A 14,596-nucleotide genomic window follows, 5' to 3' on the forward strand; every position below is an offset into this window, starting at 1 on the left:
AGAGCACGCTATGGATTACTTTACTTTATTCGGGCTGCCAGTTCGCTATCCCGTGGACGGCAGCCTGCTTGCATCTCGCTATCAGGATCTGCAGCGCCAATTCCATCCCGATCGTTTTGCCAGTCAGCCAGAACGCGAACGCCTGATGGCGTTGCAACAGGCGGCAACGATCAATGAAGCCTACCAAACGCTGAAGCACCCATTAAAACGCGCGGAGTATATGCTATCTTTGCACGGTTTTGATTTGAGCAACGAGCAGCACACTCTGCGTGATACCGCGTTTCTGATGGAACAGCTTGAGTTACGTGAAGAGCTCGATGCCATTGAGCGCAAAGCGGACGCAGAAAGCCTGTTGGCCAGCTTTGGTGCACGGGTGAACGAGACGGTCAAACAGCGCAGTGCGCTGATGGTGCAACAGCTGGATAGCCAGCAGTGGGTTGATGCCGCCGATACCGTGCGTAAGCTGCGCTTTTTGGACAAACTCCAGCAACAGGTTGAACAACTCGAAGAAAAACTGCTGGGTTTTGAGTAATTCTTTTCATTTATACCCAAAATAATTGGCGTTGCATCAAGGCGGCAAATTTGTGAGTCCCCAGGAACGTAGGTCACTGTGTGACGGGCGCGAATAAATGCAGCCAACAAAGATGCAGCTTCAAGTATGAAGGATATGGGAAGCTTCAATATGGCCTTATTACAAATTAGTGAACCCGGCCTCAGCGCCGCGCCACACCAGCGTCGTCTGGCAGCCGGTATTGATCTGGGCACCACCAATTCTCTGGTCGCTACCGTGCGCAGTGGGCAGGCGGAAACGCTGGCGGATGCCGAAGGGCGCGATTTGCTGCCGTCGGTGGTGCACTACCAGGCAGACAGGTTGCGTGTTGGCTGGGATGCCCGTCAGCAGGCGGCACAGGATCCTGCCAACACTATCAGCTCAATCAAGCGCATGATGGGCCGCTCCCTGGCCGACGTGCAGCAGCGTTACCCGAACCTGCCGTACCAGTTCCAGGCCAGCGAAAATGGCTTGCCGATGATCCTTACCGCCGCCGGTTCGGTTAACCCGGTTGGCGTTTCCGCCGATATCCTCAGAGCGCTTGCCGCTCGCGCACAAACCGCGCTGGAAGGGGATCTCGATGGCGTGGTGATCACGGTTCCTGCCTATTTTGATGATGCACAGCGTCAGGGGACCAAAGACGCGGCGCGTCTGGCCGGGCTGCACGTACTGCGTTTGCTGAATGAACCTACGGCTGCGGCAATTGCCTACGGTCTGGATTCTGGGCAAGAAGGCATCATCGCGGTTTATGATTTGGGCGGTGGTACCTTTGATATTTCTATTCTGCGGTTGAGCCGTGGCGTGTTCGAAGTGTTGGCTACCGGCGGCGATTCTGCGCTGGGCGGCGACGACTTTGATCATTTGCTGGCCGACTGGCTGCGTGAGCAAGCCGGTGTGGCTGACCGTAGCGATCACGGTGTGCAGCGCCAATTGTTGGATGCCGCCATCGCCGCCAAGATTGCGCTGAGCGATGCCGACAGCACCACCGTTGAGATCGCCGGCTGGCAGGGGGAAGTGACCCGCGCGCAGTTTGACGCGTTAATCGCCACTCTGGTTAAGCGCACCCTGATGGCCTGCCGACGTGCGCTGAAAGACGCAGGTGTGAGTGCCGAAGACGTGTTGGAAGTGGTGATGGTTGGCGGTTCTACCCGCGTGCCATTAGTGCGTGAGCAGGTAGGTATGTTCTTCGGCCGTACGCCGTTGACGTCGATCGACCCAGATAAAGTGGTCGCCATTGGCGCCGCGATCCAGGCTGATATTTTGGTGGGTAACAAGCCAGACAGCGACATGCTGCTGCTGGACGTGATCCCATTGTCACTCGGTCTGGAAACCATGGGCGGTCTGGTTGAGAAAGTGATCCCGCGTAACACCACCATTCCGGTGGCGCGTGCGCAGGAGTTCACCACCTTTAAAGACGGCCAAAGCGCGATGATGATCCACGTGCTGCAGGGCGAGCGTGAGCTGGTGCAAGATTGCCGTTCGCTGGCCCGCTTCTCGCTGCGTGGTCTGCCACCATTGCCTGCTGGCGGCGCGCATATTCGCGTCACCTTCCAGGTGGATGCCGATGGCTTGCTGAGCGTCACCGCGATGGAGAAATCCACCGGCGTTGAGGCATCGATTCAGGTGAAGCCGTCGTATGGCCTGTCTGACGCCGAAATCGCCGGGATGATCAAAGATTCGATGGCCAATGCGCAGAGCGACGTTGGCGCACGCATGCTGGCCGAACAGCGGGTCGAGGCATCCCGGGTGCTGGAAAGCCTGCAGGGTGCACTGGCTAGCGACGCCGCGTTGCTGAGCGACGCCGAAAGTACGGCAATTACCGCAGCGGTGGAAGCGTTGCAACAGGCGACGCAGGGCACCGATCCTGCCGCTATCGAAGCCGCAATAAAAACACTAGATGCACAAACGCAAGACTTTGCCGCGCGCCGCATGGATGCTTCCATTCGCCGTGCGCTGGCTGGCCATTCTGTGGATGAGGTTTAATCATGCCTAAAATTGTTTTCCTGCCCCATCAAGATTTATGCCCGGAGGGGGCAGTACTGGAAGCCGAACAAGGGGAGTCAATCCTCAACGTTGCGCTGCGCAACGGTATCGATATTGAGCACGCCTGTGAGAAATCCTGCGCCTGCACCACCTGTCACTGCATCGTGCGTGAAGGTTTCGATTCTCTCGAAGAGAGCAGCGAACTGGAAGACGACATGCTGGACAAGGCCTGGGGGCTGGAGCCGGAAAGCCGTCTGAGCTGTCAGGCGCTGGTGGCTGACGAAGATCTGGTGGTTGAAATGCCACGCTACACCGTCAACCATGCGCGTGAAGGGTGAGGAGACAGTAGAAATGGGACTGAAGTGGACCGACAGCCGTGACATCGGCGAAGCCCTGTACGACCAATACCCGGATACCGATCCGAAAACCGTACGTTTTACCGACATGCACCAGTGGATTTGCGATCTGGAAGATTTTGACGACGATCCACAGGCTTCCAATGAAAAAATACTGGAAGCGATCCTGCTGGTCTGGTTAGATGAAGCGGAGTAAATAGCGTAACGGGCTGCCAATGGCGGCCCGTTTATTTTGTATCCGACACTATTAATAAAAGAATAATCCGGAGTAAGAAGGCTATGACAACTGAATTCATGCTGGTAACGCTGTCGAACCAACCTGCCGACGCTCGCTGGGGCGAAAAAGCGCTGCTGAGCACCGGTGCAGAAGGGATGACCATCCATCTGACCGGTAACGACAAACTGGGTGGCATTCAACGTGCCGCCCGCAAGATCGACGGCCAGGGCGTCAAAAACGTCAAACTGGCGGGAGAAGGCTGGGATCTGGAAAACAGCTGGGCTTTTTGGCAGGGTTTCCGTGGGCCGAAAGGCAAGCGCACCGTTGAGTGGGCAGAGCTGCCGGAAGCAGACCGCAAAGAGCTGGAACAGCGCCTGAAGATCGTTGATTGGGTGCGCGACACCATCAATATGTCGGCAGAAGAGTTGGGGCCAGAGCAACTGGCTACCCGTGCGGTCGACTTGATGTGCGACGTCGGTTGCGACGCCGTCAGCTACCGCATTACCAAGGGTGAGGACCTGCGTGAGCAAAACTACGCCGGTATTCACACCGTGGGCCGGGGTTCTGATCGCTCACCTGTGCTGTTGGCGCTGGACTTCAACCCGACCGGCAACCCGGAAGCGCCTGTGTTTGCCTGCCTGGTGGGTAAAGGTATCACCTTTGACACCGGCGGCTACAGCCTGAAACAAAGCGCCTTTATGGACTCCATGAAAGCGGATATGGGCGGTGCGGCGACCATTACCGGTGCATTGGCGTTGGCGGCGGCTCGTGGTCTGAAGCAACGTGTGAAACTGTACCTGTGTTGTGCCGACAACATGGTCAGCGGTAACGCCTTCAAACTGGGTGACATCATCCGTTACCGTAACGGCAAAACCGTTGAAGTGATGAATACCGATGCAGAAGGGCGTCTGGTGTTGGCCGACGGTCTGATCGACGCGTCTGAGCAAAACCCACAGCTGATCATCGACTGCGCCACTCTGACCGGGGCGGCGAAAACGGCGGTGGGTAACGACTACCATGCGCTGTTCAGCTTTGATGACGCTCTGGCACAAGAACTGCTGGCCAGTGCTGCCGCTGAGCAAGAGCCTTTCTGGCGTCTGCCGCTGGCTGAGTTCCACCGCAGCCAACTGCCGTCTAACTTTGCTGAATTGAACAACATTGCCGGTCCTGCCTACACTGCGGGTGCCAGCACCGCTGCCGCATTCCTGTCACACTTCGTGAAAAACTACCAGCAAGGCTGGGTGCACATCGACTGTTCTGCGACTTACCGTAAAGGCGCGGTGGAGCAATGGTCAGCGGGCGCAACCGGTTTGGGTGTCCGTGCCCTGGCCAACTTGCTGCTGAGTAAAGCCAAATAATTGAATGCCCACCCAGGTGGGCGTTATACCCGTCATCTTTCACGTTGCAGCGTTGTTACCTGCGCTAGCTGGGCGCCAGGCTGCAAAATGAAAGCTATAAGGTATAGAATGCCGTTTACCCTCGGGGCCCAGCATGCTGGGCCCCGTTATTTGATTGCTGGAGTTTGCATGAGTTCTCACCATCACGATACCGCCGCAGGCGAAAACGAACTTGAACGCCTGTTGAAGCTGGCGGTGTCAGAGCCGGCCCACCGTCCGGCATTCTTCCGCGAATTGCTTGACGCTACGGTACTGATCCTCGGTGACAGCGAACAGGTACAGCAGGGTGGTGACATCACATTGAACGCCGATACACCGGTGAATATTCAACACTGGGAGAAACAAGACGGCGGGAGCATCATTCCATTCTTTACCTCGGTCGACGTGCTGCAAAAGGCCGTTGAGGATGAACAGCCGTTCATCGCTATGCCGGCCCGGGTATTATTTGAGATTACCCAGGGTGCGGATCTGTTCCTCAACCCGAAGGCCGAGTACGGCAAAGAGTTTTATCCTGAAGAAGTGGCAATGCTGTTGGCGACTGGCGGTGTCAGCAAACCCGCAGAACGCTATATCGACAAGGATACGCAGATCCTGCTGGGCCAGCCGGAAGAGTACCCGTCGGCGATGATCGATGCCTTGACCACGCTTTTCAGTCAACGCAAGCCGGTACGCCGCGCCTTTTTGGCACTGATGCATGATCAGGCGGTGGATGAAAAACCGAATCTGCTGATTGGGCTGGAAGTGGATGGTGAGCAAGGCGATATCGAAGCACTGATCAACGAAGCGGGTAGCGTAGCCAGCGAAACGGCGCCTAATGATGAACCCGTGGATTTTTGTCTGGTGTCGGAAAAGGAGCGCGGGGTCAGCCACTACCTGATCACCCACACTCAGCCTTTCTATCAACGCCGCTGGGGCAGCTGGTTGCGTAACATTATCCCGTCGACCGATAAGACGCAGTAACCTCTTTGGCCTACCGAGCGGCGCGCAGGCCGCCGGTAGCCGTTATCTCGTTGTACCAAACGGCATTAAGGTTTTAACCGGGCAAGCCCCTCAATGGCCCTTTCAAGATATTGACGCGGGCAACCGAGGTTGATGCGTATAAACCCTTTTCCCTGCTCACCGAAGCTGATGCCCATTGAGGCGGCGATCTTTGAATGCTGGATCAGCGCTTGTTGTAGGGCGTTATCATCCAGGCCCAAAGCGCGACAATCCAGCCAGGCAAGGTAAGTGCCTTCGGCTCGAGTCATTTTGCACCATGGCGCGGTATGGGCTAACGCTTGTTCAAACCAACGCCGGTTATCGGCCAGATAACCTTGCAAGTCATCAAGCCAAGCTTCGCCCTGTTGATACGCGGCCGTTGCGGCGGTCATCGACAGCGCATTGAATACATCTAAGCCATGCGCATTGAGGCGTTCGATAAACGCATTTCTGGTGTGAACATTGGGGATGAGGAAGTTTGAGATACGCAGTGACGACAAGCCGAAGCTCTTGCTGGCGGACGTCGCCGAAATCAGATTGTCATGCCAAGCGTTGTCCAGATGCAGTACCGAGGTGAAGGTCTCGCCCGGCAGCAATAAATCGGCCCAAATTTCATCGGAAATAACCGTTACGCCATAGCGGCTGCACAGCGTCATCAACTGAGTCAGTTCACTATGGGTCCAGCAGCGCCCCGTCGGGTTATGCGGGTTGCAAAGCAGCAGCAGCGGTGGTTTCCGCTGCTCGAAACAGGCCTCCAGATGATCGAAGTCGAACTGATAGCCTTGTGCGCTTTCTCTCAACGGATTTTCAAGGACTTCTCGGCCATTCATGGAAATTATTTTGGCGAAAGATCCATAGTAAGGGCCCTGGATCACGACTGGATCTCCAGGCTGGCTGAGCAGTTGGATCAAGATCGCCAAGCCTGGGACGACACCCTCGATAGAAGTGAACCACTCACGTTGCAAAGGCAGATTGTGCCGGTTAGCGAACCAATCCATAGCTGCCTGGTAGTACTGAGCGTCACGTTCACTGTAGCCAAATATGCCGTGTTCAACACGGTTGTACAGCGCTTGCCGGACTTCCATAGGGCACTGGAAGTCAAAATCAGAGACCCACATCGGCAAAAGGTCTGTTTCATCGAGTTGCAGATAGCGATCGATAAAGTCCCATTTCACCGATCCGGTATTATGGCGGTTGATGATCTGATTAAAATCGGTCTGTTTCACGTCAGGCTTCCTCACGCTGTAAATCGTTCTGTGGCTGTATTTTGGCAATCCCGAATCCGGTAAACCCATAAATCAAAGCGAATACCACAGCGGCGTAGCATTGGATTGCCCAAGGGAGTAAATCCAGTGTGCTGACACCCAAGGTAGTTGCCATATAAATGCCGGCGGCGGTCCATGGGATTAAAGGTTCGATGACGGTGCCTGCATCTTCCACGGTTCGTGACAGATTCTTATTGTCTAAACCCATGCGGCGATAGGCTCCTTTGAAAAGCTCGGCAGGGATGAGCAAGGCCAGCTTTCCATCGCTAGTGGCACCGGTAACCAGGATCGTGGTCGCAACCGTTGCGGCGATCAGTTGGCCGGTGGTATGAACCACTTTCAGCAACCGATTGATGATCACGGTCAGCGCTCCGGTTAGCGTTAATGCACCCGCAAAGGAAAATGCGCAGAAGACCAGCAGAATGGTGCTCATCATGGAGAACATACCGCCCCGGTTGAGCAGACGTGGAACATCCTCGACGATGCCGGTAATGCTTTGCCCCTGCACTGTAAACATTGAAAGATTAAAACCATCCATCAACGCGTTTAGGCCTTGTTGCAGATTGAACCCCTGAAGGAATACACCAATGGCAATCGCCAGAGTGCAGGCCGCCAGCATGACGGGGATCACGGGACGTTTGGTGACGGCGCCCCACAGTACTAAGGCCGGCGGCAAGATTAACAGCAAGTTGAAGTGATACAGACCTTCCAGCGCCGTGACGATCTCGGTCACTTTTTCCGGCGTAGCCGCGCTGCCAACGGCGCTGGTGTGCCCGGCGATCAGATACACCACCGCGGCTAAAACGAAACTCGGTAATGTTGTATACATCAGGTGCTGAATATGGCTGTAGAGATCGGTATCCGCGACGATAGCCGCGAAATTGGTGGAGTCAGACAACGGGGAGATTTTGTCGCCAAAGTAGGCGCCGGAAACCACTGCGCCGGCAGCGGCGGCCAAGGGCACATCCAGGCCGGCAGCGACGCCCATCAACGCGACCCCTACGGTCCCTGCGGCGCCCCAGGACGTCCCGGTACATACGGAGATCACACTGGTAATGAAGAACGCGGCGATCAGGATATATTGTGGGCTGATCAGTTTTAAGCCCCAATACACCATGTAAGGAATGGTGCCACTGAACATCCAGGTACCGATCAGCCCACCAACACAGATCAATATCATGATCACCGGCATTGCCTTGGCTAACTTGGCAACGATAGCGTCAATAATGTCGTTCCATTCGTATCCTTGCCAGTAGGCCAGGGCGGCGGCGATACCGGCGGAGACCAACAGTAACGGCTCGATACGCAGGCCAAACTGACCGTAGCCTACGATGAGCAGCAGTAGCATCGCCACAATGGGCAGCATCGCTAGCCCCAGGTTGAGTTTCTTCTTGTCATTCATTTACAACTCCGGTTAGGGATGAGGGTGTGATGCAAGCCTAGTGAATTCGTTATGAATGAATTGTGAGCGCGGGCAACTGTCCATGTAATCGGTTTCATGGCGTGGGGTTCTGTGAGCCATCTCTCGCTTAATGACCTTGTTTTCTTGATTTAGCCTATTTTTCGAGGGAAGCGACCGAGTCTCGCAGGATAAGCTCAGCGGTAAACATGTTGTTCTGGGGGGGTACAGCGGTACCGGAATTAAGCTGCAGTGCCAAATTAGCTGCGCGTCGGGCCATTTTTTCAACTGGGTAATGCACGGTGGTGAGTGACGGATGAAGGTATTTTGCTAAAGCGACATCATCAAACCCGACGATCGAGAGATCCCCTGGCAGGTTCATGTGATGTTGGCGGAAGGTGCGCATCATGCCAGCGGCCATCACGTCATTGAATGTCAGTGCTGCGGTGAACGGGTGCTTGCTGGCCCGTATTTTTTCCGCGGCTAATTCACCCCCCTGTTCGTTGAAGGGGACGCTGATGATCCAAGAACCCGGTACCGAGATCCCGGCATGGGCCATGGCCCCTCGATACCCTTCCAGACGCTGTTTTCGGTCATCGATCGGTAAGTCTGTGGTGATACAGGCGATATTCCTGTGACCATGCTCGATAAGCATTTGGGTGGCGGCCCGCGAGGCACTGACATTGTCCAGCCAAATGCAGCGATTGGCGATGGCGGGCAAATAGCGATTAATCACCACCATGGCAGGGGTATGGGCGGCGTAGCGCAAAACGTCGGCATCGCTCATTCGAGTAACGTGAGCAACAATGGATTCGCAACCCTGATTAATCAGAAAGTCGAGGCCGTTCTTCTCCAGCTCGGCTTGATGCCCCCCACTGCAGACCATCAGTTTTACACCGCCTCTGCGGGTGACATCCTCCACACCTCGTGCGAGCCGTGAAAAAAAAGGGTCGTCGAGATTACCGGTCAATAAACCCAGCATATTCCCACTTCTTTTGGCCAGAGCCAGCGCGGCGGCATTACGGTGGTAATTAAACTCACGCATGGCCTTCTCAACGCGCTCGCGGGTTACCGGCTCAACATAGGCGGTGTTATTGATCACCCTGCTGACGGTGGCTGTTGATACGCCAGCGCGTCGGGCAACCTCTTTCATCGTGGCCATATCGTCTCCTGCACAAGGCTGTGGTTGCGCTTTCCATTAAAGGGGAAATTGGGCTGGGTCTGATGCTAACAGCACTGCTATTATTCATCCATATTCGGATATTGCGTATACCCGTCATATTTCAAGCTGCATCTTTGTTGGCTACGCTTGCTCACCCGAATCACTTACTTGCGTAAGTTCATCGGGCCTCGCGCTCTTGCCGTCTCGATGCAACTCGAACTATTTAGGGTATAGATCTATGTCGCGCAAACGCTGCCAGGGAGTTAAACGATGAAACCATGCCGTTCAGGGGCATTCGCATCAGGCAAGAAACTTTGTCAGGGGATCGCATTGGCGGGGGGCCTGCTGCTGCTGGCCGCCTGTGATGACGGTGGTAAAACGCCAACAGCAGCGCAAGCTGATGCACAGGCAAGCGGCGTCACGCAGGCCAAACGGCCTGATGCTGCTGCGCTGGCGGCGTTGGCGAAGCGCGATGCCGGCAAGCCACTGACGTTGCTTGATGCCTCCGAACTGCAACTCGACGGTGCGAGTGCCATGGTGTTGACGTTTTCTTTGCCGTTGGAGCCTAATCAGGATTTTGCCGCACGCGTCCATTTGGTCGACAGTGTCAGCGGTAAAATTGACGGTGCCTGGGAACTGTCAGACAACCTGATGGAGCTGCGGCTGCGTCATTTGCAGCCTAACCGCAAACTGGTGCTGACCATTGAGAGTGGCCTTAAAGCGGTCAATGGTGCTGAGCTGGGTAAACAGCAGGAACAGACCATTGCCACCCGCGACATCAAACCGAGCGTCGGTTTTGCCGGGAAAGGTTCATTGCTGCCGACTAAGTTGGCTGCAGGTTTGCCGGTCATGGCGTTGAACGTCGACAATGTCGACGTTAATTTCTTCAGGGTGAAAGCGGATGCCTTACCGGCATTTCTGGCTAACTGGGAATACCGCAACGCGCTTTCCAGCTGGGAGTCGGAAGAGCTGCTGAAAATGGCCGATCTGGTCTACAGCGGTCGGTTTGATCTTAACCCGCAACGTAATACCCGCGAACGCCTGCTATTGCCGCTCAGTGGCATCGAAGCCTTGCAGCAGCCAGGGGTTTATCTGGCGGTGATGCAACAGGCCGGGCATTACGGTTATACCAATCCGGCGACCCTGTTTACCCTCAGTGATATCGGCGTTTCACTCCACAGCTATCACGACCGTCTGGACGTGTTCACCCAGGCGCTGGACGGCGGCGGCGCATTGGGTGCCGTTGAACTGCGCCTGTTGGATGAAAAAGGCCAAACGCTGGCTCAAGGTTCCACCGATAAGCAAGGGCATGCTCAACTGGCGAAAAGCAGTAAGGCGCGTTTGTTGTTGGCTACCCAGCAGGGCCAGACCAGCATGATTGATCTGTCGACGCCGGCATTGGATTTGGCTGAGTTCGACATTGCCGGGCCTGAAGGTTACAACAAGCAGTTCTTCGCCTTCGGTCCGCGCGATTTATACCGTCCAGGTGAAACACTGATCGTTAATGGCCTGCTGCGTGACGCTGACGGCAAGCCCTTGCCGGCTCAGCCGGTGAAGGTGGATATCGTCAAGCCGGACGATCAGGTGGCGCGGAGCTTTGTCTGGCAGCCGCAGGATGGCCTGTACCAATACCAATATCAAATCCCCGAAAATGGGCCGACAGGCAACTGGTCACTGCGCTTTAATCTGGGCGATAACCAGCCGCGGTTGTACAGCTTTAAGGTAGAGGATTTCCTGCCGGAGCGTATGGCGCTGGACATCACCGCAGAGAAAACCCCGCTGAGTCCTGACGCGCAGCTGGTGTTCGATATTACCGGCCGTTACCTCTACGGCGCTCCTGCTTCGGGCAATCGCCTGCAAGGGCAGGTATTCCTGCGGCCACAGCGTGAAGCGGTCAGTAGCCTGCCGGGGTATGAATTCGGGTCGGTGACAGAAGAAAGCCTGTCACGCAATATGGATGAGTTCGATCAGGCGTTGGATAATGCCGGCAAGGCACAGGTGGCGATAGACAGCAGCTGGGCAGAGGTGAAATCCCCACTGAAGGCCATCTTGCAGGCCAGCTTGCTGGAGTCTGGGGGGCGTCCGGTAACCCGCCGCGCCGAGCAGGCGATCTGGCCTGCCGATGCGCTGCCTGGCATTCGGCCATTGTTCAACAAACAACAGATTTATGATTATCGTAGCAACAGCTATCAGGCCCAGCCCGTGGTGGATGAAAATACCCAGGCCGGTTTTGATATCGTCTATGCCAATGCTGCCGGTGAAAAGCTGGCGGTCAATGGATTGAAAGCCCGCTTGGTGCGTGAACGTCGCGACTATTACTGGCAGTGGTCAGAAGGTGAGGGCTGGCAGTCGTTGTACGACAAGAAAGATCTGCCGTTGGCGGAGCAAACCATCGATATTGCTGCCAATGGCAGCGCCAAGGTCAGCTTCCCTGTGGAGTGGGGCGCCTATCGTATTGAGGTGGTGGATCCACAAAGCAATCTGATCAGCAGCCTGCGTTTTTGGGCTGGCTACAGCTGGCAGGACAACACCAACGGCAGTGGCGCAGTGCGCCCGGATCAAGTGAAGCTGAAGTTGGATAAGCCGGCCTACAAGCCGGGCGAAAAAGTGAAACTGCATATCGAAGCGCCCGCCGCCGGTAAGGGGTATCTGCTGGTGGAATCCAGTGACGGCCCGTTGTGGTGGCAGGAGCTGGACGTACCTGTCAAGGGGATTGATGTTGAGGTGCCAATCAACCAAGACTGGAAACGCCATGATCTGTATCTCAGTGCATTGGTGATCCGCCCGGGCGATAAACAACAGCAGTCGACGCCGAAACGAGCCGTAGGGTTGTTGCATCTGCCATTGGTGGATGAGGGGCGCAAGCTGGCGCTGACGCTGGACGCTCCGCAGCGTATGCGCCCGAACCAGATGCTGACGGTAAAAGTGAAGGCCGCTCACAGCAATGGTAAACCGCCGCAACAAATCAACGTGCTGCTTTCCGCGGTGGACAGCGGCATCCTCAATATCACTGACTATGTGACGCCGGATCCGTATCAGGCCTTCTTTGGCCGCAAGCGCTACAGTGCCGATCAGTACGATGTTTACGGCCAACTGATCGAAGGCAAAGGGCGTCTGGCTAACCTGCGTTACGGCGGCGACGGCGATGACGAAGATGCATTGTCGCGTGGCGGGAAAAAGCCGATCACCGCGGTAACCATTGTCGCCCAGCAGGCGCAGCCGGTTAAGCTGGACGCCAACGGTGAAGGTGAAATCCAGATCGCGATTCCGGACTTCAACGGTGAATTACGCCTGATGGCGCAGGCGTGGAGCGACGAAGACTTTGGCAAGGCGGAAAGCAAGACCGTTGTTGCCGCACCGGTGGTGGCCGAATTGGCGACACCGCGCTTCCTGGCGGGGGGCGATACCACCCAATTGGCGCTGGATGTCAGCAACCTGTCCGGGCAACCGCAAACCTTGGCGGTAAAATTGGCTTCCAGTGGGTTGGTGGCATTGCAGGGGAGCGCGGAGCAACAGGTTAGCCTGGAAAATGGCCAGCGCACCACGCTACACATTCCTGTGCAGGCGTTGGCGGGCTTTGGGCAGGGCGACGTGTCGCTGACGGTCAGCGGTTTGGTGCTACCGGGAGAAACGTTAAAAGACTACCAGCATACCTGGAAGATTGGCGTGCGGCCGGCCTATCCGGCACAAACCCGCCAGTTCGCCAGCGTCATTCATGCCGGTGAAAGCTGGGGTCTACCGGCAGATGCCGCAGCAGGGCTTGTGCAGGCGACAACGGAAGGGCAGTTGTTGTTGACCAGCCGTCCTCCAATCAACCTCGCCCGCTATATCAGCGAGCTTTATGCTTATCCTTACGGCTGCCTGGAACAAACGACCAGTGGGCTTTATCCGTCGCTGTATACCAACCGGGCACAGCTTAGTGCGCTGGGCATCAAATCCGGCAGCGATGAAAGCCGGCGCAGCAGTATCGATGCAGGCATCGAGCATCTGCTCAGCATGCAGCGCTATAACGGCGGTTTTGGCTTATGGGACCGCGACAGCCAAGAGGAGTTTTGGCTGACGGCTTATGCCACTGATTTCTTGTTCCGCGCCAGTGAGCAAAACTACAGCGTACCGGCTGACGCCCTGACGGCGGCCAACAACCGCCTGCAGCGCTATTTGCAGGATCGCAGCCAGATCGACGTTGCTTCCACTCAGTACCCGGATCACACCCGGTTTGCTGTGCAGGCCTATGCTGGTTTGGTACTGGCGCGCCAGCAACAGGCTCCTCTGGGTGCGCTGCGACAGCTGTACGAACGCCGTGCGGACGCTCGCTCTGGCCTGCCGTTGGTGCAACTTGGCGTGGCGCTGAAGTTGATGGGGGATATGCCGCGAGCCAATCAGGTGATCGAACAAGGGTTGGCTACGCAGCGTAATGCCAAGGATTACTGGCTGGAAGATTACGGCAGTCCATTGCGTGATGATGCGATGATCCTGGCGCTGTTGACCGAAAATAATCTGCTGCCGGCCGAGCGTGACCAGCGTTTACTGACGTTGTCAGAGCGGCTTAACGGTGAACGTTATCTGTCTACGCAGGAGAGCAATGCGTTATTCCTGGCTGCGCGCAACCTGATTGGCAGTGCGGAAACGCCATGGCAAGCGCAAACGGCGCAGGGCAAGACCCTGTCTGGCAGCCAGGCGCTGACGCAGAACCTCTCTGCGGAACAACTATCCGCCGGATTACCGCTCACAAATACCGGCAAGGGTACGCTGTACAGCCGCGTTGATCTGGTCGGTTATCCGCAGCAAGCACCACAGCCGCAAAGCAATGTGCTTAACATTCGTCGTGAGTTCCTTGGGCTTGACGGCAAAGCGGTGGATCTGACCCAACTGAAAAGTGGCCAATTGATCTTGGTACACCTGGATGTCTGGGCAGATAACCAGGTACCGGATGCGCTGGTGGTTGATCTGCTGCCCGCCGGGCTGGAACTGGAGAACCAGAACCTGGGCGACAGCAGCGCCAGCTTGGGTGAAAGCGCCAGCAGCGTGACTGAGCTGTTGCAGGACATGCAGCAGGCCGACATCAAACATCAGGAGTTCCGTGACGATCGCTATGTGGCGGCGGTGAATATTGACGGTTACCGTCATACCACGTTGCTGTATTTAGCGCGTGCGGTGACGCCGGGCAGTTATCTGGTGCCAGCACCGCAGGTGGAGTCGATGTATGTTCCTGCCTGGCGTGCGCTGGGTGCGACGCCGCAACGGCTTGATATCGCCCAATAATCCCTTTTGCCCCGCCCCGGTAGCTTC

Annotated in this window: 10 protein-coding genes; 7 read left to right on the forward strand and 3 right to left on the reverse strand. The window is 56.3% G+C overall.

The window, feature by feature from the left end:
• Positions 1-10: 10 nt before the first annotated feature.
• From hscB to sseB, 6 genes are all read left to right on the forward strand, one after another.
• Positions 11-532, forward strand: a complete 522-nt coding sequence (gene hscB / locus AC2FC2_RS16705) for a co-chaperone HscB (protein ID WP_209638372.1) — start codon at positions 11-13, stop codon at positions 530-532.
• Between the two features lie 150 nt (positions 533-682).
• Positions 683-2,533 (forward strand): Fe-S protein assembly chaperone HscA, encoded by a 1,851-nt coding sequence (hscA, locus tag AC2FC2_RS16710; RefSeq protein WP_490659565.1) that lies wholly within the window; start codon positions 683-685, stop codon positions 2,531-2,533.
• A 2-nt stretch (positions 2,534-2,535) separates the two neighbouring features.
• Entirely contained in the window at positions 2,536-2,871 is a 336-nt protein-coding gene (fdx, locus tag AC2FC2_RS16715; protein ID WP_061808324.1) for an ISC system 2Fe-2S type ferredoxin, read from the forward strand.
• Positions 2,872-2,884: 13 nt separating this feature from the next.
• Complete coding sequence (iscX, locus tag AC2FC2_RS16720) at positions 2,885-3,085, forward strand: Fe-S cluster assembly protein IscX (protein WP_209638368.1); 201 nt, start codon at positions 2,885-2,887, stop codon at positions 3,083-3,085.
• Between the two features lie 83 nt (positions 3,086-3,168).
• Positions 3,169-4,464, forward strand: a complete 1,296-nt coding sequence (gene pepB / locus AC2FC2_RS16725; RefSeq protein WP_404760714.1) for an aminopeptidase PepB — start codon at positions 3,169-3,171, stop codon at positions 4,462-4,464.
• Between the two features lie 168 nt (positions 4,465-4,632).
• Complete coding sequence (sseB, locus tag AC2FC2_RS16730; protein ID WP_209638356.1) at positions 4,633-5,463, forward strand: enhanced serine sensitivity protein SseB; 831 nt, start codon at positions 4,633-4,635, stop codon at positions 5,461-5,463.
• A gap of 65 nt (positions 5,464-5,528) precedes the next feature.
• Here the strand turns inward: sseB and AC2FC2_RS16735 are convergent, their stop codons facing one another.
• The 3 genes from AC2FC2_RS16735 to AC2FC2_RS16745 form a co-directional block, all read right to left on the reverse strand.
• Entirely contained in the window at positions 5,529-6,707 is a 1,179-nt protein-coding gene (locus AC2FC2_RS16735; protein ID WP_404760715.1) for a MalY/PatB family protein, read from the reverse strand.
• A gap of 1 nt (position 6,708) precedes the next feature.
• A complete protein-coding gene (gene nhaC / locus AC2FC2_RS16740) occupies positions 6,709-8,148 on the reverse strand; it encodes a Na+/H+ antiporter NhaC (RefSeq protein WP_209638353.1) in 1,440 nt (479 codons plus the stop codon).
• A 154-nt stretch (positions 8,149-8,302) separates the two neighbouring features.
• Positions 8,303-9,307 (reverse strand): LacI family DNA-binding transcriptional regulator, encoded by a 1,005-nt coding sequence (locus tag AC2FC2_RS16745; RefSeq protein ID WP_490659566.1) that lies wholly within the window; start codon positions 9,305-9,307, stop codon positions 8,303-8,305.
• 270 nt (positions 9,308-9,577) lie between these two features.
• On the opposite strand from AC2FC2_RS16745, the gene AC2FC2_RS16750 reads away from it, so the two are divergent.
• On the forward strand, positions 9,578-14,569 hold the full coding sequence (locus tag AC2FC2_RS16750; RefSeq protein WP_490659567.1) for an alpha-2-macroglobulin family protein: 4,992 nt from the start codon (positions 9,578-9,580) through the stop codon (positions 14,567-14,569).
• The last annotated feature ends 27 nt before the right edge of the window (positions 14,570-14,596 follow it).

Source organism: Serratia sp. CoH_122_TC_1, from assembly GCF_058191755.1.